This window comes from Pseudoalteromonas sp. APC 3495 (assembly GCF_030407645.1).
Taxonomy (GTDB): Bacteria; Pseudomonadota; Gammaproteobacteria; order Enterobacterales; family Alteromonadaceae; genus Pseudoalteromonas; species Pseudoalteromonas tetraodonis.
In genome coordinates this window covers 135,191-154,565 of sequence record NZ_JASDDA010000002.1, presented here as the reverse complement: position 1 = coordinate 154,565, position 19,375 = coordinate 135,191, and the positions used below count along the sequence as shown (strand labels likewise).

19 protein-coding genes are annotated in these 19,375 nt (G+C 39.3%); 7 read left to right on the top strand and 12 right to left on the bottom strand.

Annotated features, from left to right (window positions below):
• Positions 1-95: 95 nt before the first annotated feature.
• From QL984_RS01520 to QL984_RS01500, 5 genes are all read right to left on the bottom strand, one after another.
• Complete coding sequence (locus tag QL984_RS01520; RefSeq protein ID WP_128583216.1) at positions 96-1,169, bottom strand: aminoglycoside phosphotransferase family protein; 1,074 nt, start codon at positions 1,167-1,169, stop codon at positions 96-98.
• Positions 1,170-1,278: 109 nt separating this feature from the next.
• On the bottom strand, positions 1,279-2,154 hold the full coding sequence (locus QL984_RS01515) for an NTP transferase domain-containing protein (RefSeq protein ID WP_128583217.1): 876 nt from the start codon (positions 2,152-2,154) through the stop codon (positions 1,279-1,281).
• A 15-nt stretch (positions 2,155-2,169) separates the two neighbouring features.
• Positions 2,170-2,619: a flavodoxin gene (locus QL984_RS01510; RefSeq protein ID WP_128583218.1), complete on the bottom strand. Its 450-nt coding sequence runs from the start codon at positions 2,617-2,619 to the stop codon at positions 2,170-2,172.
• On the bottom strand, positions 2,620-3,384 hold the full coding sequence (gene truC, locus QL984_RS01505; RefSeq protein ID WP_013465362.1) for a tRNA pseudouridine(65) synthase TruC: 765 nt from the start codon (positions 3,382-3,384) through the stop codon (positions 2,620-2,622). It lies immediately after the preceding gene.
• Positions 3,377-3,697, bottom strand: coding sequence for a YqcC family protein (locus tag QL984_RS01500; RefSeq protein WP_013465363.1), 321 nt, complete (start codon positions 3,695-3,697; stop codon positions 3,377-3,379). Before QL984_RS01500 ends, truC begins: the two co-directional genes overlap by 8 nt.
• Before the next feature lie 103 nt (positions 3,698-3,800).
• Between QL984_RS01500 and QL984_RS01495 the strand changes: the two genes are divergently transcribed.
• Together QL984_RS01495 and QL984_RS01490 are read left to right on the top strand one after the other, a co-directional pair.
• Complete coding sequence (locus QL984_RS01495) at positions 3,801-4,829, top strand: DUF3549 family protein (RefSeq protein WP_013465364.1); 1,029 nt, start codon at positions 3,801-3,803, stop codon at positions 4,827-4,829.
• Positions 4,830-5,129: a DUF3301 domain-containing protein gene (locus tag QL984_RS01490; RefSeq protein ID WP_013465365.1), complete on the top strand. Its 300-nt coding sequence runs from the start codon at positions 4,830-4,832 to the stop codon at positions 5,127-5,129.
• Positions 5,130-5,726: 597 nt separating this feature from the next.
• On the opposite strand, the gene QL984_RS01485 is transcribed toward QL984_RS01490, so the two are convergent.
• The gene (locus QL984_RS01485; RefSeq protein ID WP_013465366.1) at positions 5,727-6,383 is read right to left on the bottom strand and encodes a GNAT family N-acetyltransferase; all 657 of its coding nucleotides are present in this window, start codon (positions 6,381-6,383) and stop codon (positions 5,727-5,729) included.
• 295 nt (positions 6,384-6,678) lie between these two features.
• Between QL984_RS01485 and QL984_RS01480 the strand changes: the two genes are divergently transcribed.
• The 3 genes from QL984_RS01480 (at position 6,679) to QL984_RS01470 (ending at position 8,066) form a co-directional block, all read left to right on the top strand.
• A complete protein-coding gene (locus QL984_RS01480; protein ID WP_013465367.1) occupies positions 6,679-6,915 on the top strand; it encodes a DUF2789 domain-containing protein in 237 nt (78 codons plus the stop codon).
• Positions 6,916-7,012: 97 nt separating this feature from the next.
• Complete coding sequence (locus QL984_RS01475; protein WP_024601586.1) at positions 7,013-7,279, top strand: hypothetical protein; 267 nt, start codon at positions 7,013-7,015, stop codon at positions 7,277-7,279.
• A 13-nt stretch (positions 7,280-7,292) separates the two neighbouring features.
• Positions 7,293-8,066, top strand: a complete 774-nt coding sequence (locus QL984_RS01470) for a Zn-ribbon-containing protein (protein WP_064662909.1) — start codon at positions 7,293-7,295, stop codon at positions 8,064-8,066.
• A gap of 56 nt (positions 8,067-8,122) precedes the next feature.
• Here QL984_RS01470 and syd read toward each other — a convergent pair whose 3' ends face one another.
• The gene (gene syd, locus QL984_RS01465) at positions 8,123-8,662 is read right to left on the bottom strand and encodes a SecY-interacting protein (protein ID WP_036953897.1); all 540 of its coding nucleotides are present in this window, start codon (positions 8,660-8,662) and stop codon (positions 8,123-8,125) included.
• Positions 8,663-8,721: 59 nt separating this feature from the next.
• On the opposite strand from syd, the gene queF reads away from it, so the two are divergent.
• On the top strand, positions 8,722-9,567 hold the full coding sequence (queF, locus tag QL984_RS01460) for an NADPH-dependent 7-cyano-7-deazaguanine reductase QueF (protein ID WP_128583219.1): 846 nt from the start codon (positions 8,722-8,724) through the stop codon (positions 9,565-9,567).
• Positions 9,568-9,610: 43 nt separating this feature from the next.
• On the opposite strand, the gene QL984_RS01455 is transcribed toward queF, so the two are convergent.
• From QL984_RS01455 to QL984_RS01445, 3 genes are read right to left on the bottom strand one after another with little or no spacing between them, the layout of a single operon-like run.
• Positions 9,611-10,495: a peptidylprolyl isomerase gene (locus QL984_RS01455; protein ID WP_128583220.1), complete on the bottom strand. Its 885-nt coding sequence runs from the start codon at positions 10,493-10,495 to the stop codon at positions 9,611-9,613.
• Between the two features lie 24 nt (positions 10,496-10,519).
• Entirely contained in the window at positions 10,520-14,206 is a 3,687-nt protein-coding gene (locus QL984_RS01450; protein WP_290171917.1) for a translocation/assembly module TamB domain-containing protein, read from the bottom strand.
• Positions 14,206-15,939 (bottom strand): autotransporter assembly complex family protein, encoded by a 1,734-nt coding sequence (locus tag QL984_RS01445; RefSeq protein ID WP_138765246.1) that lies wholly within the window; start codon positions 15,937-15,939, stop codon positions 14,206-14,208. Before QL984_RS01445 ends, QL984_RS01450 begins: the two co-directional genes overlap by 1 nt.
• Positions 15,940-16,131: 192 nt before the next feature.
• Here QL984_RS01445 and QL984_RS01440 point away from each other — a divergent pair, with 192 nt between their 5' ends.
• Positions 16,132-16,464: a ribonuclease E inhibitor RraB gene (locus QL984_RS01440; protein WP_138686877.1), complete on the top strand. Its 333-nt coding sequence runs from the start codon at positions 16,132-16,134 to the stop codon at positions 16,462-16,464.
• 36 nt (positions 16,465-16,500) lie between these two features.
• Here QL984_RS01440 and QL984_RS01435 read toward each other — a convergent pair whose 3' ends face one another.
• Together QL984_RS01435 and QL984_RS01430 are read right to left on the bottom strand one after the other, a co-directional pair.
• Complete coding sequence (locus QL984_RS01435; RefSeq protein WP_036953881.1) at positions 16,501-18,252, bottom strand: DEAD/DEAH box helicase; 1,752 nt, start codon at positions 18,250-18,252, stop codon at positions 16,501-16,503.
• Positions 18,253-18,648: 396 nt separating this feature from the next.
• A complete protein-coding gene (locus QL984_RS01430; RefSeq protein WP_036953878.1) occupies positions 18,649-19,344 on the bottom strand; it encodes a 2OG-Fe(II) oxygenase family protein in 696 nt (231 codons plus the stop codon).
• Between the last annotated feature and the right edge of the window lie 31 nt (positions 19,345-19,375).

The following is a 19,375-nucleotide window of genomic DNA, read 5'->3' as shown; positions in this document are numbered from 1 at the left end:
AGGGGTTGGAAGTTTAACGTATTTTCAGCGTTTAACCTCGCTTTATATTGCTCAAAGCTTAGCTTTAACACTTTGAGCAATATAACCAATTGGGCTTATATCTTAGTTAGCATCGCCTTTAATACCTGCTGCTTACTTACTATATCCCTGTACAACGCAAATTGATTTTTTGCGCGATCTAAATTGTGTCTCTCATATTTAACACTAAAGTAATTATCGCCGTCTATATAGTCGGTTAAAAAGCGTAAGCCAATCATAAAAGGCATTACTTTAGCACCTAACCAAAAGCTTTGTTTTTCCGCGGCCGTTAATACTGACTTTAATGGTTCAACATAACCTTTAACAATTGCTGCAAAAATGTCTTCACGAACACCTACTTTTTCAAGCGCTGTTGAATCTTCTTGTTCTGCAGAGCAGAATGTTCTGACCATATCGCCAAAGTCATTAAGCCAATAACCTGGCATACAGGTGTCTAAATCAATCACCGCTTTTGCATCATTTGAATCTGAACAAAATAGCATGTTGTTTATTTTAGTATCGTTATGACACACGCGAATAGGGACTTTTCCAGCTAATGCATTGAGCTCATCAATGAGTGAGAACTGCGACAAGCAAAAATCAACCTCCTCCTGACAATGAGCTACACGTTTATGAGGATCGGCGTTAATAACTTGCTTAAAAACCTCTGCACGCATGGCTAAATTATGAAAGTTAGGGATAACTGCATGTAATTTGTTAGCGTCAAAATCCTCTAATGCCGCAGCAAATTGGCCAAATGCATTAGCCGCGGTTTGCGCTTGGCTAACAGTATTAACCACATCTTCGCTGTAACTGCCACCAATAAACTCAAGGGCTCGCCAAGTATCGTTATTATTATTTACTAAATAGTCATGCTGAGTTGTTGCTACATGCCGCACAATTGCTAAGTTGAACTCACCGACTTGCTGCTTTTTGCTTAAGTGTCGTTCTATTAATCTTGCATTATCAACAAGTAACTGTGGTTTTGGGAATACCACCGTATTGAGCTTTTGTACAACCAATGACCGCTTAGGTGTGCTCAATAACATGGTAGTATTGATATGCCCACTACCAATGGGTTTTATACTCGCATGCTTATCGTCAAGGCCAAAATTCTCAGATAAGTAAACTTCTATAGGAATTGAATTCATTTTCTACTTCACTCTTTTCGCCCAAGGCGATAATAATTTTTAACGCAGGTAGCGGGTTATTTAACATGCTAGATTGATCATATTTATAATAAAATTGGTACTACCATCTTTATACTTGACGTAATGCGCACAAAGTAGCCGCAATGCTTGTCAGTTCTGATTTATAGGTAACACCAAACCAAGGCTCTTTTGCGGTGTATACAAATACAGGCTGTGCTTTTACATTAATAGCTTTCTGGATTTGATCGGGTAAGTAGTACTCTTGCTGAGTATTCACGTTATATTGCTGTAAAAACGTTTCAAAGCCTTGTTGCAAATAGTCAAAAAAGCAAGGGGTGATCCCCCAAAAACTCATCGAGCCTAGGGAGTTTGGGCTAATTTTCTCACGTAAACCCTGCGGATTATTTCCAACAATATGTGCAGATTCTTTTTGAATATTTAAATATTCCGTCACTGCAACAAGCTTTCCATCAGCAATGCTACATACCCCGCGATTAACCCCACCGCGCTCAGAGAGGGTGTTGATAATCGGGTACCCCACCATTGCCCATTCGGGGCTATTTTTAAAATGCTCACTAAGCAATAAAAATGAAGACGCACCATAATAGTCATCTGCAGTAATAACAATTGCAGGGTTGTTAATATATGCTTTGGCACACAGTAACGCATGCCCTGTGCCCCATGGTTTTATACGTTGCTGTGATAGTGCTTTGTATGCATCAGGAACAAGCGCGTTATGTTGCTCTACTAATACCACGTCAAGGGCTTTAGGTAAGCGAGGTAAAATAGTGTGTTCTATCTCACTGCGAACGGCTTGATTGATGATCAGTACAACCTGTGTCACACCGGCGCGATACGCATCAGTAATGCTTAACTCCATAATAGTGCAATTTAGCCCAGGTATTTCTGCTATTTGTTTATTGCCACCAAAGCGACTACCTAAGCCACCGGCAAGCACAACCAAACTCAGTTTATGTTTTTTCATTTAGAGTCTGCGCATTTATGCGGATAATTTACCAAGCCAAGCTTGCAACCAAGGCTCAGTTACCGGCCATGGCTCAAAGTCTTCACAGGCATCGATTTCTAGTCGGTTACCAACAGGTTTAGCTTGTAAATCACGTAGTAGCTCATCAAAGCTGCGCCCTGCCCCACAAAACGTATCACCGTAACTTCTATCACCCATGGCAACAATACCAAAAGGCTTGTCTGTTAGCATTGGAAAAGTACTATTTAATTGATGATAAAGATCCGCTAAATTATCAGGAATATCGCCTTGCCCAGTGGTCGAGGTAACAATTAAAATATGCGAAGCATTTTTTATATCATCTAAAGTAGGCTGCTCGAAGACACTAACCTGATGACCAGCTTGCTCTAGCGTGTCGCTAACTTGCTCACTTAATCGCTCTGCACCGCCATACACGCTGCCAACAAAAATACTAATATGTGCCATTTAATAATCCTCTTCTTGTTCTGGCCACCCCAGCTGTTTGCAAATGTTTAACATTGCATCACCCAGCGGCGCTTTAATTGTTATGGGTTCATTATTATAAGGGTGCACAAAGCTAAGCTCTGATGCAAACAACATTAGACGGCGAAGCGAAAAATGCTCCCTAAAAAACTGATTATGCTGGTTATCGCCATGATTTACATCACCAATAATAGGTAAAGACAAGTGCTTTAAATGCCGGCGTATTTGATGTTTGCGACCCGTTTTAGGAAAACACTCTACCAAAGAATAACGAACCGTTGGGTATTTTCCTATTGGGATAGGCAGCGCAGCTTGATGCAAACAATTAAATTGTGTTTGTGCTTCTTGCGCGGCTTTGTCTTGATCAGCAAACTTATCGGCTATTTTGTCGAGTTCTTCTTTTAACGGTTTATCTAAAAAAACAGATTCAGGCGCAAACCCGCGTACCAACGCTAAATAACGTTTTGTTATTGTGCCCTCAATAAATAATTGATTCATATCACGCGCCGCCTCTGAGCTTAATGCAAACAGTAATACACCCGAAGTAGGCCTATCAAGACGGTGAACAGGAAACACATGTTGCCCTATTTGATCGCGCAGCATTTGCATTGCAAATTGAGTTTCATGTTTATCTAAAAATGAGCGATGAACAAGTAGCCCAGAGGGTTTATCTATTGCTACATAATTTTCATCTTGATAAAGAATCGACAGTTCGCCGTATTCAATAGGCTCTGGGCGCTCACTCATTAGGCTCTCCTAAATATGAATCTAATTGGGTCAGTAAAGCGATAATGTCTTCGCTGCCTGATTTATCAGTGAGTGTCATTTGCGCCATCGGGGCGACTGCAAAATTGCGCGGTAACGGCTGCTTGTTGTCAATTAGCCGCTGTAACTTTTCAATAAATACAAACTGCAACCATTGTTCAAATGCCAGTGTATCGTGACAAAACGGTACGCTAGAATCTAATAAATCGGGATTCAGTGGCTCAACCTGCCACAGTTGATGCTTTTTAAGTAGCGCCGCTAATTGCTGTAAATATATGTGGGTTTGCTGGTACATAATCACCCTTTGGTCTGTGTATTATGCAATTATACCCTGTTCCCACAACAGTCGCTATGGCGTATAATTAAGGTAATTTTGTAGTAAAAACAGTTGGAAATCCATGAGTGAACATATAGCTACGTTAGGCCAGCTTTTAGATGGTGCAGGCACTCAATGGCGTGCTTTTGATATTGGCAGGCACATTACCAAGCTTGATAAACAACAATTTTTAGCCGTTGAACAAGCGCAAATTCCTTACCCTTACCCATTAGCAGGTCATGCATGGTTAGCGATTCAGTTTTGGGATAGCAAAGCCAGTAAAGAACCCTATGTGTGGTTCTTAAAATTCCCACTTGATGAGCAAAGTAAGTTAGTAAGCGCGAGCCGTGATCACTTTGCAGATATGGTTATTCAGGCACTAGGAACAGAAATTACCGGCGAGCAAGCCGATGGCACACTCGATAACAACCCTTATGTATTTACTCCGAACGCGAATAAATTAGCGGCGTTTAATGCACAAGTTAAAGTGTTGCTAAAGCAACCAGCGTCGCAATACTACGAGCACGCCCAACTCTACTTTAGTGGCCAAATTGGCTTTGATAATTGGCAAAATGTCGCGTTACAAGGCATTGCCGATTTTGCTTATCGTCTTCATAGTGCTGATAACTTAAAGCACTTACAAGCAGCGTGGCCTAAATTACCAGTTGAAGTATTACAGCCATTAAGTGCAATGCTTGAACACATCGAAATACCGCCCTCGTTAAGTGAGTTATTGTTAAGTTATGGGCAAACCGCCCTTAGTAATAATGATGTTGTTGCGGCCTCTGCCGCGCTGCGTGCAATATCATCAGGGCAAGCAGCAGGGCTTAGCGCACAACTTGTTGACTGCGCGCTTAACTCACCTTTAGGGCAGGATTCTGATATTTTGTTGACCATTGCTGGTCGCTGCTTCAAACAGTTAGAACAGCCACAGCGTTTACATGTGTTTATGGATAACTGTGCGCATCATGAGAAAATAGCTGAATTATTTCCTAGCGTTTTTGCAGATTTAGTTGCAATTGCGACTATTCGCCCTCACTTATTAGCTTTATTACGTGAAGAAAACAGAAGCGAGACATTAGCTCGCGCAATTGGAAGGTTATTCTCTTAAATGGCTAGTTTATGGACGTTCATACTTATTGGTGCTGTAATTTATTTTTTTTGGCTAAATCGTAAAATAGCCGAAGCAGCGAACGTTCATGCCAAACGCCAAAGCGAGCAATTGCAAGTGCAACTTATGAGTGTAGCTTGTAACAAGCGTCGATTTGGCATTTTAAAAAGTGGTAAACCGGGCATGAAAAGCGAATTTATTTTTGAGTTTTCAAGTGACGGTGAAAACGCCTACCAAGGGGTATTAATCATGGAAGATGAAAAACTAAAAAGTGTGGTTGTGCCACCACATAGAATATAATTTCTTAGCACAAAAAACTAAGGCGTAACCTCAGTTACGCCCCAATTGCAAACATCCTGTAAGGTATCCTTTACCTATTCCCTGTTTATCATCCTCTGAACGAGCAAACTACCGTGTTTACTCTCCATTGCATCCTGCAATATCCACTTGCCGCCTTGGCTATCCTGCGTAAACTAACGCTCCTGCAATTTCCTATCGCATCATCCTTGGTGTCCTTTAAATAGCTCCCAGCTATTTTAGTACTCCGTGTACTTCCTGTTTAATCCCTGCATCCGTGTTAACTTGTCCTTTGTGCTTCCTGCTAGTAACTACTTAGTTGCCTGATTCCTTATCCGTGGCAGTAGCTCAATCATTGGGCTATGTCGTCTTGACAAAGTAAAGTTTAAAGCAAACGGCTTCGTATGATAGTGAGGAAAACAAAAAAAATTACGGTCATAAAATTGAAAAATAAAAATAACTATAAATAACAATGGCTTGATGTTTTTAAGAAGATAAAATACGGAGTTAAACTGACAAGGCGCACGTTAATGTAAGATATATCTCACGTAAGTGCGCCCTATTTGGAACATTGGCTTACATAATCACAATTCTAAACACCTAGCCTTGTACAGATAGAGCAGCTTTAAAAAGTAATTCACCTTTAACTCGGTTAAATGTGAGCTGCTTAAAGTGCTCAAAGCCTTGTGATTTAAAAAATTGCGTATGTTCGTCACGAGTCACAAATACCGCTATACCAGAGGACTCAGGATTGTCATGTAATAAACCATCTAAGCCTTTAAGTAATTGGCGGCCAAACCCTTGACCATGAAAATGTGGGTCAACGGCTATAAACGCTAAAAAGTAGTAATTGCCTTGTGGCTTTAGTGCATCACGAATAGTTTTTTCTTTTTCAATTAATTGATTCGTTTGCAAATAACCGGCACTTAACATCAACTTTAATCGCCAATGCCAATAACGCTCTGCTTGAAGTTGGCTACTTGACTCAAATACACAAGCAACTGCTTTTAACTTATCGTTACGGTAAAGGCCAATTAAAGGCTGTTTTTCTTGCCAAAAGCTACTGAGCTCTTCGCGAATAAGCGCACGGAGTTTTTTTTCATAGTCCAGAGGGCTTTTTTCGTTATACCCTAGCAGAGTTTGTAAAATAGGGTCATTTTGGTAGGCCTGATATATAAGGCTTGCAGCGGTACTGATATCTTCTGGTGCAATATGTTGCACGCTAAACGTGTCTGTGGATTCTGCTGTGGCTGTCATTTTATTTCCTTTATTATTTTATACCCTTTGTCATTACGCCGCGTAACTTGTTTGGGATTAATTTTGAACTACAACGATGACCAAATGCTCATATAACTATATACCTAAGTGGGACAAATAAGCGAATTTACATTTTAGTTAGTACGCTCACCCACTGCATTGAGTCAGATCATGCTTTAGCGACTTACTACTGAGTAAATAAAGCGTAAATTCAGTAAGGGTTAAACTGGCTAGATATATCATTCCCCCCTAGAGTTAATAAGTATTAAGTATTAATTCATTAAGGAGCACGATTATGGATACGACTAAGCACGACATAAATACATTGTTCGCACAATTAGGGTTACCTAATACAGAAGCAGAAATAGATGCATTTATTGCATCGCATGCCATTTCGGATACCACATTATTGCAAGATGCTCCCTTTTGGGATGAAGCCCAACAACACTTTATTGCTGAATCGCTGGCGGTTGATGGCGATTGGAGTGAGGTAATTGACGAACTCGACTCTCGCCTTCGTCAAAATAATTAAATCGCACATTTTAATGTGTCTGAGCCACTTTATTGTTACCATACCTGCTCGCAACTTCCATGTTGCGAGTTTACTTTATTAAAGAGTTATAAATCGAATGAATGCTGCTGTATTTGAAGCTATTAAAGTCCTTCTTGATGAAGGCAAAGTCCCCACTGTTGCACTAACTAAAAGCCGTTTAGTAAAACCACTTCCTATGCCGGTTATTATTGCGGCAGTGAGTCAATATAAAAATAATCCCGATTCAATTTATAATTTAATGAAAACACCCGAGCAAGCAAGTAACTCAGATCCTAAAAACACTCAGTTAGATAGAATTGAGCAAAAACTTGATCGATTACTTGCTTTGCTAGAGCAAAAATAATTTGAGACTATAGATGTTTGTTGTTGATTTAACATTTGATTGCTACCAAGACACAACCCTAGAGCAAGCCGAGCAGGCAATAAACCGCTTAGTGAATGCATTACGCTTTAATGGCCAAATCATTGGAGAGGAATTTCCAACGGTTTTAAAAGATGGCTATTTTATTACTCGTGTAATGTGCCCGACCGAAGACGCCATGCACCCACTTAATAACAGTGCGTTTGTTAAACACAGTGTTGAAAAGCTTCATGGCGCTGGTTTGCTTGCTCCCAAAGTAAAGGTCATCGGCCAAGATATTCACTCCAATGGTGCCGATGGCTGTAAAGAGCCATCAAGCTATATTTTATACACTACCTATGTGCATACATGTAGCCCACTGTATTGTGGCGATGACTTTTTACCCGTGCCGCTATTTAATATTCCTGCGATTGCTAATGGTGACTATAAAACACTAATTAAATGGCAAGAAGATTGGCAAGCGTGCGATCAAATTCAAATTAATGGTGCAACACGCTGTGAATTTCCAGCGCTTGAAGAAATAGCCAGCACCCAAAGTGATTTATACCGCCGTGGTAAAGATATAACTAAACGGATTAGTTTTTTAACTAAAAAGCCTGTTTACTATTATTTATACCGTGTAGGGGGGGTTGATAAAGCCTCTGAACTTGAGCGTAAATGCCCGAGTTGCCATGGTGAATGGAAATTACCCGAGCCTTGGTTTGGCTTGTTTGATTTTAGGTGTGAACCGTGTGGTTTAGTCTCTAATATTTCGTGGGATTTTCAATAAATCCCACACTCAAGGTGCTATGTCTAAAAACATCACACCTTAAAACTACCTTATAATTATACTGTCAACGATGCTATAAATTCACTGAGGTTTTTGGCAAGTACATGATGTGGCTTTTTACCTACATACTCTAAGCACACCTCACCTGTTTCTACTAATACGGTAACAAGCAAATCGTCTTGGTCGGTTAACCCAATAAATACACTTGGCGCTTGTTTGAGTTTACGTTTCATTAAAACATGACCGGTGATATTTTGTTGCAGTAGGTCAAAATCATCTTCATTCCATGCTTGTAATAATTCCACTTGATGTCCGTCAATATTGGCTACAACACTGCCAGCAAACATATGACCATAAAATTGACTCAACGCCTCTGGAAACTCAAGCTCCAATGCGTTAGCGAGATCGGTTAATGAACCTGTAGGCTCTCTAACTATCGCTTGCCATTGGATCATGCCATGTTCATCGGCGCTACCTATTTCACATGGGCTTGGCCATTGCTCATCGTGGACGATTAATGGGCGCTTTTGTGTATTAGTAATCGTTTGTTCGCTAAATTTTTCGTGAAGTTGAGCTAATTGCATTGCAACAGACATACTGTGAAACTCATTTAATTTATATATAATGCATCCATTGTAACTATTTAAGAGCAAACATGACAGATTACAGCAATTCTCCCGATCTTAAAGGCAGCGTACTTGGTCAATCTACTGAGTATGTCGATCAATACACGCCCAGCTTGCTTTTTCCTATTGCTCGCAAGCTTAATCGTGATTCATTAAGTATTGATGAAACTGCGCTGCCGTTTAAAGGCCAAGACATATGGACAGGTTACGAACTGTCTTGGTTAAATACTAAAGGTAAGCCTCAAGTTGCGGTGGCATTGTTTACTTTCGAATGTCAAAGTAGTCATATTATTGAATCAAAGTCGTTTAAGCTTTATTTAAACAGCTTTAATCAAAGCCGTTTTGGGAGTATTGAAATTGTTAAACAACATTTAATTGACGACTTATCCAATGCGGTAAACAGCCCTGTAAAGGTAACCTTATACAGCGCTGATGACTACAATTGTATTCCTTGCACACCACTGCCAGGTGAGTGTGTAGATGAGTTAGATATTGAGATAGATAACTACCATATTGATGCCCATTCACTTAAATCACAAAGCAATAAAATAGTCACCGAAACTTTGCATAGCCACTTGCTTAAGTCTAACTGTTTAATTACTTCACAACCGGATTGGGCGAGTATTATTATTCGCTATACCGGTGAGCAAGTTTGTCGTGAGTCATTATTACGCTATTTAATTTCATTTAGAACTCACAATGAGTTTCATGAGCAATGTGTGGAACGTATTTACAGCGACTTAACCACTCAACTCCATATTAAAGAACTTGAAGTATACGCTCGTTATACGCGCCGTGGTGGGCTTGATATAAACCCATATCGCTCAACACATTATAACGAAACCCCATTTTCGGTAAAAATAAACCGTCAATAAGTGTCGCGTTACCTTAACAAAAAAGGAGCCTGAGGCTCCTTTTTTAGTCATTAAGTTGCTTAGTTGGCACCGCCATGCCACACACATCAATATAATTATGGCTGTACGCAAACCATTCCTCGCTGCGGTTACCCCGAGCAATAATTAATTGTTTGAATGAATCAGAGTCTGTTTTCATTACTTTAAATCGGCTGCTATCGTCTGCTAAATCCGCTAATACTTGTAGATCAGTAATGGGGTTAAACTCGGTATTCTCAGTTGGCGTTCGCGCTAACTGATGAAAATGTGCCATGCCTTTAAGCACCCGACCAAACACGGTAATATTTTTGTCTAAATAACGCGGCCCTTGACCTATGGTGACAAAAAACTCACTGCTGGCACTGTTTATATCGTTATCGCGCGCCATTGCAAATATGCCATGACAATGGACTTGCCACGTTTGTGTATGCGCTTGGTTTTGTGCAACCGCAAAGCCACCTAAAAACCCCGTTACGGGTGCATAACCATCACTGCCCATCTCGGTTATTGAAAGTGGCTCAGTGGTGGTTAAATAAAATTCCGCTGGCACCGTGTTATCTTTAGTTTTGGCTAACTTTTTACCCGTACTATCGCCACCTTGAGCTACAAACCCTTCAACAAAACGGTAAATGTGAGTACCTTGATAAAAGCCTTGTCTTGCCAGTTTTTTAATGTTCGCAGTGTGTTTAGGCGCAAGTTTGGGGTTAAGCTCAATATATGCAGCGCCTGTCGGCAGGGTTAACTTTAGAATATTCTCTGATTCGACCCATCGCCATTCATCATCTTTAGCCGCCGCAATAATCTCACTGCTTGTTAGTTTTTTAGCCGATGAGGCTGGTGATTGAGTACTTTGCTGGGCACATCCACCTAACAAAGCCGACACTAAAAGGGTCACTACACACTTTTTCATACCTTTCCTTTTTATTGTTATCTATTAGTCCCAATCAAACTTATACAGTATGTCTACGTTTTGGTATAAGCCACTGGTTATTTCTATGTATAGTTTAGAGAGTAACTGGTAGCGCACAGCCACTTCACTGAGTGAGTCGAATACCCCGACACTGTACTTAACCTGTAAGCTTGGGGCTATATAACCTGATATCTCTACTTTTGTTTGCTCACCACTGCCTTTAGAGCTTAAGCTTACATCAGATAAACCAAAGGTTTCACCCACCTTAGAAACCACTCCCTCACTGCGACTCACACCTTGAGAAAGTAATAACTGAGTTAACATAGCATCTGTAGAGCTGTCGCCCTCTCCTAATGGTTGCCCATTGAGTAAATAGGCTAAGGCTTGGGCTTGATCCATCGCAGGCTCAGAAAATACTTTTAACGTAGGTTGCTCAACACTGCCGGTTAAAGTCACCCCGGCAATCACACCATCAGCGGTATTATCTGGGTTACGAATCGCTTTAATGTTGAGATACGGTTTGTCGATTGCGCCACTAAAACCTACTTGCCCTGTTCTAATTATCAAGTCTTGCCCGAAGGCTAAATACGTCCCTTCTATTAAATTAAGCTCTCCGGTTGCAATAATTGGCGTACCTTGGCTCATTTTAAGCGCTAAATCACCAGTTACTTTAGACTTGAGTCCAAACGATTCGACTTTTACATCATTTTTTACTGTTACTTTTAAGTCTATATCGTAATCAAAAGGGACTTTTTTAGCCGCTTGTGTTTTTTGATCAATAATTATTTCATCATCACTTACTTGCACTGCGCCCTCGGGCAGCTCTTCAATTTCTATACGTCCATAAGGCACAACCACTTCACCGACAAGGTTAAGCGCGTTATCTGCTATGCCGATTTTTAGATCGGGTGATACTTTAAATATCACACCCTGCTGCGCTCTAACAAAAAACTCATTGCCAACAACTGCAACATTAACCGCGGGTTGCTCACCTTGCCAATCAACATCACCGGTAAGTTTAACTTGCCCGCCTTGAGGATCACTTAAGTTACCTTTAATCGTTGCCGTGGTTTTATTAAATAAAATATGTATATTAGAGTCTTTAAGTGCAACGGGTAATTGCTCTCCCTCTAAATTAATGTCTGCTATATTAAGCTCACCATCTAACTGAGGATCTTTGAGCGTTCCTGCTAATGTAACCTGTCCGCTGATTGCCCCTTTAAGTTGCTCAAGCGTATCTAAAAATGGCTGAATGTCTGAAAGTAAAATTTTATCTATATTAACGTTACCAGAGAGTGTTTGTGTATTTTGAATGTCGTCAATATTTATATCGGTTGCTATTTTACCTAACACACTGGATGACAAGTTAGCTTCAATTTTACCAACCTGCGAATCTGAAAAAGCACGAATACTGAGTGTTTCTATTGGGAGTTTAAATCGATCCTCTTCTGAGGTTAGCACTGCATTTAATCCATTAGAATTTACATTGGCTCTGAGTGTTTTAAGTGCACCTGACTGCCAATTAGCAGCAAAATCACCTGTTAAGTCTCCGCGTGTGCGAATATTATCTGGTAATAAGTGCTTAAGCTCTGCAAGTGAGAGGTTAGCAAGCTTTGCATTAAACTGCCCTAGCGCTTTTGTTTGCGACAAGGTATCTATACACAACTTACTTTGAGCTGATTGCCAACAATGAGCGCTCACATCAAAATCCCCGTTTTGTGTATTCACCATAACGGATATTTTTTTAGTATTATTAAAACTCAGCTTTTTATCACTAAGGGTTATGTCACTTAGCTCACCATTCCAAATGGCATTTTTCATTTTGCCATTAAGCTCAAGTTCCACCGCGCCTTTTTCGGCATCAATCGACGCGCTAAGTTGATGATCTGTTTTATCACCACTGGCAGCTATGTTTATATTATTAATTTGCTGCCCAGCGACCAGTGCAGATGCAACATTAACACTGAGATCAGTTTGCCAATCAGCGGCCGTATCTAGTTGAGATTTTATAGCAAGTTTATTAATGTTTATCTCATTAAAAATAAAACGCTCTAGTATGACGGCTAAGTTAACCGAAGGGGTTAATCTATTGCCGCGTACTTTTAAATCCGCTTTACCGTTAGCAATAAAAGGAAGGTTAGCCTGCTCATCACTATTAAGTGTAATATCACCGTCAACTTGCCATGTATCATCTACCTGCCCATTCAAAGTTAACTTGTTAGCACCACTACTTAAATAAAAACTATCGATATCCGCTTTTAATTGATTATCTAACTTAAAGTTTGCAGCAAACTCTAAGGGAACGTTGTTTAAAAAGCCAGCTAGCTTAGTATTGTTCATTTGTAGCTGCCAGGTATCGGCTTGAGCGTTAAATACGCCTTTAAACGTCCCTGAAACATCACTGGTTAGGGCATCGGTTAAGTATTGCGCTTTTAAATTTGATAAAACGCCGGTAAAGTCCGCTTTAATTCCCTGTTGCCAATCAAGCTGTGCTTGAATATTCGCAGCGCTATCGTTAGTTTTTAAAGCAAGCGTTTCAAGCGTCGCGTTGGTTAGTGTGCCTTTTAGCTGAGCATTTAAATCTACACTTGGATAAGCATCTAGCTGAGTATTACCCGTTAAACTTAATTGATAGTCGTTAGCATTACCTTGGGCACTTAAATTGATCTTTTTAACCTTTAGCTCATTATTTTGTGTATTAATAAGCCATTGATTAATTTTGCCATTAACACTAAAGGGATAATTTTTCTGTTTGAGGTTGGCTGTTGCTCTCAAATTTAAAGGAAATAATCCTGTGGTATCAAGCGCAATGTTAAGCTTGGCTAGATCACCATTTATATCAAGAGTAGCTCCGTGTTCATTCCCTTTTAAGCTAATGTTGCCGTTAATAGGCATAGCCCCTTCCAGTGTTGCATCAAGCTGAGTATTTAACTGCCACTGCTGATAACCTGCCGATAGTGACTGTACCTTAATAGTGGCATCTTCTACGCTCATTTGCAGGGCAATATCATCAATTGAATAGTGTTGCTCGCCCTGATTTATTGTCACGTTGGTGATATTGAACTGCTCAACATTGATGTTAAGTGGCGAGATAAAATCGATATTGGGTAAAGCTGGTAATTTCTTAATAGCCGTTGTTGTTTGTTGATTAGCCGCTGCTTGTTGAGCTGCGGTTTGCTCTTTTAATACCACATTAATACGAGGAATGGTCAAGCGTTTAATTGTAACATCAGACCCTTCAGCCTTTGCCGACAATTGCAGAGTGTTAAGTGTTACATTTGCACTTGAATGATTTAAAATAAATTCATCAATAGCTAGATTTTTTAATGCAATATTAAAGGGTAAGGTTATTTTTTCTAATGCTTCGGTTGGCGTATCGTCTTTATTCTCAGCGCTTTTTGGCAAGGTTAATTTAATCGACTTAGCGCTTAAATTATCAATACAAATACCATCACATTGCCACCAAAATAAATCTATCTTTAGTTGCTGTGCATTAACGCTTACGCCATTTTGGTCAAACTGTAAGTTAAATGCGTCATTGTATAAAAATCGGCCATTTTTTATTTCAATGGTTAAGCCATCAACCAATTTATTCGCTGTATAAGCAAGCAATTGATTACCAGGGGCGGTAAACAAAACGCAAAACAGTGTAACTAACAGCGTTGCTAAAACGGCGCTAACTATCGCCGTTACTTTTTTAAATACTGACATTAAATTTCAGGCCCTATGGTAATACTTAAACGGGTACTTTTACTTTCTTTTGTGAGCCCCCACGCGTGATCAACTCTTATCGGACCAACCGGTGTTAAATAACGAAAACCAAATCCTGCACCTACTTCAAATTGTTCTGAAAAATCATTGGTTGCGGTCCCCCCATCAACAAACAGCGCAGCTCGCCAATTTTTAGCAAATTGGTAGTTGTATTCAACGGTACTCGCTAATAAATATTTACCACCAATACGCTCACCCTGCTCGTTTTGCGGAGAAATCGACTGATAAGCAAAACCCCTGACACTTTGATCGCCACCGGCATAAAATCGCAAAGAAAATGGCACGTTATTTATATCATTAACAATCATTGCGCCCACGTTTGCTTTTAAAAAGATCAGATGGCGGTCAAGGTAAGTACGTAACCAAGCATGCTGTAATTGAACTCTAACCAAATTGGTACTTGAGAGTACGCTATCGAGTCCAAACTCAGCTGAAATAGACCACTGCTCCCCCCAATAAGGTGTGGTGCCACCCTTTGATTGTTTACGCGCATAACTGATCCCAGGCATTAACATTTCACTTGTTTTTTCTTCGTCATCCCCTATGCGGTAGGTTTCTTGCTCACGCCTTAAAAAAGCCGTTCGTACCCATTTATGCTCAGTTAACCACTGGCGCTGTAACTGACCTGTTAGTATTTCACTGTAGGTTTCATTGGTTAATTCATCTTCCAACTTATAACCGACAGAAAAGCGCCATAAATCATCGTTCGGATCATTCACCGGCACGGTGTAAGCCATGGAAATATCTTGCTGTTTTTGAGAAACATTTAAATTGCTTTCAAGATAGTGCCCGTTATCGGTGATCCATGGTTTACTCCATTTAAAACGTACTTTCGGCCCTAAATCTGTACTAAAGCCACCACCAATTTCATAACTATTTTCTGGTTTATGTAACACATCGACTTTTATAGGAACTTGCTTGTTTTTTCTCGCTGTAATATCGGCGTAAACACGCACGCTCTTAAAATAAGGGGTACTTGATAAATCAAGATTATAATCGGCAATATAGGATGCTTTGTACGACTGACCCATTTTAAATGGCGCCAAAGAGCGGATATATTTTTCGGCTGGAGTATTTCTGGCAATTAAAATATCACCAAATTGATAACGAACACCGCTATCAATAGTAAAAGTAATGGTTGCGCTGTGTTTTTTGAGTGATACTTCAAATTTTCTAACAGGCCATTTTGCATCGAAATATCCATACTCTAGCAACACTGACTCTATTTTTTTATGCGCGCTGCTATAAACCCCATGATTTAAAATATCACCTTGTTTTAAATTAAGATCTTCAATCGTTTTTTGAACGAACGGATCCTGTTTTGCTTCACCATTAATAGTTATATTAAGTGACTCAATACGTGTGGCTGGGCCTCGCTCTATATTTACAACAAGTTCGCGCTCGTCTTTATCAAAATCAATATTTACTACTGGACTGTAATAACCTAAGGCTTTGATACTGTTCTCAACTTGCGTTTTTGCATACCGACGAAGTGTACGGGTTGGTTTTTCACCAACAAGTTGTTTTAAATAAAGTGCAACGTTATTTTCTAAGTCTAAGTCGCCACTGATCCCTTTAATTTCATAATCTTCAATTATATTTTCAGAGGCAATAGAAGACAGGCTTACTAATAAGCAAAAAAAACAAAAAAACTTTAAAAGCTGATTGAACAAGTAAATATCCTTACTGTGGTATCCATAAAATAAACCGCTAGACAGAGATATACTACCATAGCCACAATGAGCCTAACATTAACTTAATCGCAATTAACACTCAAAAATGCAGTCAAAATTTAGTACGCGTTAACGGTTTATTTTGGTTACAATAGCTATAACGAGTACAAAATAAAATTAATGAGTTTTTTAATGCAATTCCCTGATGATGACAATGGCCAGCTACTTGCTGAAATTTCCGCCGCTGGTGTAGATTTAAGTAAAATGCAACAAATTGATTTTTACATTTTATTTGAACAACAGGTTGATGCCGAAAAATTTGCAACTGAGATTGTAAACGATGCATTAGTGCAAACTGCTGATGTTGAAAAATGCAACGATACCGGCGTTTGGGAAGTAATTGCCCATGTACAAATGGTGCCTGAACATGCACTGTTAGGCCAAGCAGAACAATACATTGAAAGCATAGCGAACAGCTTTAATGGCTATGGTGATGGTTGGGGATTAGACGCAGAAGAGGCATAATCCCTAATTTAAATGATGAATGATATCCAGCTTAGTCTATCGACTTAGCTGGTTTGCTTTTCTGAAGCTGCCTTTATAATCAAAAAGTTTATCTGCTACTTTCCAGCCATATTTTTTACTTTTTCGCGCAATCACAAAATCCGGTGGTATTAAATCAAACTGCGCTTTCATAGCTTGCTCTGCACTGACAAATTCAATCGGGGATTGGCCCTGACTTACACGCTTACCAAACTGCTGATTAAAGTAATACCGAGCACCTTTGTTTGATAAATCAAAAATTTCATCACAACTGGCTCCGTCTTCATCAAAATAAGTAATTTTTAACAATTGCTCTTTAAGTTTTACCACACTCAAGCCGCTACAACGTAGGACTAATGCATCTTTAAGGTTTAACGCATTGCGCAGCTTATCATCAGGGTCGGCCATCACAGCGTCACAATCATGGCATTTTCGAGCAGCAATATCATTTTGTGCGCCGCACTGCTCACACTCTTTAAAACGAAAGCGGTAATCGCATTGATCGCTTAAACCGTTATCATCTTCTAGCAAGCCTTTACAACGCCTGCCGAAGTGCTCGATTACTTTGCCATCAGCATCTGTTTTTCCCCAAAATATATTGGCAAAGCCACACCCAGGACACAGCACTTGCACGGGTTCATTATCGCTATCGCCTTTTTTATCTCCCACCTCTGGGTAGAATAAGTCAAAGCCATTACCCGCATAGTCAATCACTAAACAATCGTTTTTACCTTCTGCCAACCTCAAGCCTCGACCGACAATTTGCTGGTATAAACTTACCGACTCCGTGGGGCGTAAAATAGCTATAAAATCAACATGAGGGGCATCAAAACCCGTCGTCAGTACTGATATATTTACTAAATATTTTAACTGTTTAGCTTTAAACTGCTTTATTATTTTATCGCGTTCGCTATTTGGCGTATCCCCCGTGATCAGCGCACTGTGATCCTCTGGTAGATAAGTCATTATCTCTTGTGCATGCATAACCGTAGCTGCAAAAATCATCACGCCGTAACGATTTTCACTGTATTGTATAACCTGTTGTAAAATTGTTTGAGTTGCACGGGTCGATTTTTTTAACAGCGCATTCATATCCTCATTGCTATATTGCCCAAATGCATTGCTAGTTAAAGATGAAAAGTCATAATGGCTAATCGCAGCATCAACCTCTTTAGGGGGAGTTAAGTAGTTATGCTTAATCATATAGCGCAAAGGTAATTCAAAAATACAGTGTTTGAATGGACTCTCTTTATTGCCTCTTACAAACCCATGGTAATGATGATGATAGATCCAGCCTAACCCAAGGCGGTAAGGCGTTGCTGTTAAGCCTAATACTTTTAATTCAGGGTTGTGAGATTTAAGTGCATTAATAACCTTACCATATTGGCTTTTCTTTTCGCCATTCACTCTGTGGCACTCATCAATAATGAGTAATGAATAGTGCTCATTAAGTTTGTCTAAATTACGCGATAACGACTGCACACTCGCAAAAGTGACCTGATGGGTTAACGACTTTTCTTTTAATCCTGCGGAAAATATACTCGCCTCAAGACCAAAGCTTTTATACTTTTGAGCATTTTGCTCAACTAATTCTTTTACGTGCGCCAACACCAATATTTTTTGTTTAGCAATACGCGCAAGTTCAGCAATCACTAAACTTTTACCCGCACCTGTAGGCAGCACAATGACAGCAGGATCATTGGTTTTTCTAAAGTGTAAAACGGTGCGTTCAACCGCCTCGCTCTGGTAGGGTCTAAGGGTGTAGGTCATCAAAGGTAAGAATTCTTAATCTAATTAATGGTTATGTTTTAGGAAGACAGCTTTATTTCACATTTGTTTAAATAATTTATATTCATAAACTGATATTCAAACTGTTTATAAATTTAGAGAACTATATTATGTATAAATATAAAAAAATACCCTTAATCAAAATGATTAAGGGTATTTAATTACATACTTAACTTATCTGCAATTCTAAGAAACTCTATTAGTATAAAAATATTATATTAATAGGTAATAGCTTTAAAATTTGTAAGTAGCTTGTAGGTAGGCAAATCGACCAATATTATCGTAAATCGCTGAGCCTGCACCCGTACCGGTTGTTGAGCCCGGTAATCCACGATTGAATAAGTTATCAACACCTAACTTAGCACCGCTTAAATAATATTATTTTAAGTTAAACCAGCCAGTAATTGAGTATCTTGCAGCACGAGCAAATGGAGTTACATAAGAAACAGAATGTGGTAATTGCACATCAAAAAGGGATAAAACATTACTTTTGGGCATAAACGTCTCTGTCAGCTTTCCATCCATTTCATAAAAATGTAACAAACCACCCCAGTCCGGGTGCCACTGTGGTGTAAAACCAAAAACAAAAGCGATTGCTCTTTGCTTTGTAGGGAGTACATCATTATGTCGTGTCAAAAAATTTCCTGGTACATAGCGTGTTAATTGCACACTTGCACTTTTTAAACCCTTTACACCTGTAACATCACTAATCAATTTTAAAACTTCTTGGCCATTAAGATAATTAAATAGCTCCTTTAGTAACTCATCTTTTTCATTCTGAGTTATTTCATATCGCCCATAAAAAAAGCCAACCCCTTTACTCGCATTTTCATAAATAGTCTGCTGAAGCGCTCTCATTTTATTGGGAGACATATTTTTTAATTCATCATCTGATGATTGAATGTATTGGCCATTTAAAGAATATGCATTCAAATAAGGAATATTGTGTTTTAATTTTTCTGTAATTTTAGAAAAACCATCAAACTCTAAAACACTATCAACCATAATTCTCTTATTTTTAGAGTATTCCCTATGTAAATTAACTACATCAATATTTTTATTTAGTTGAATCATAAATATTCCAAAAATAAAAAAGCCACTAAAA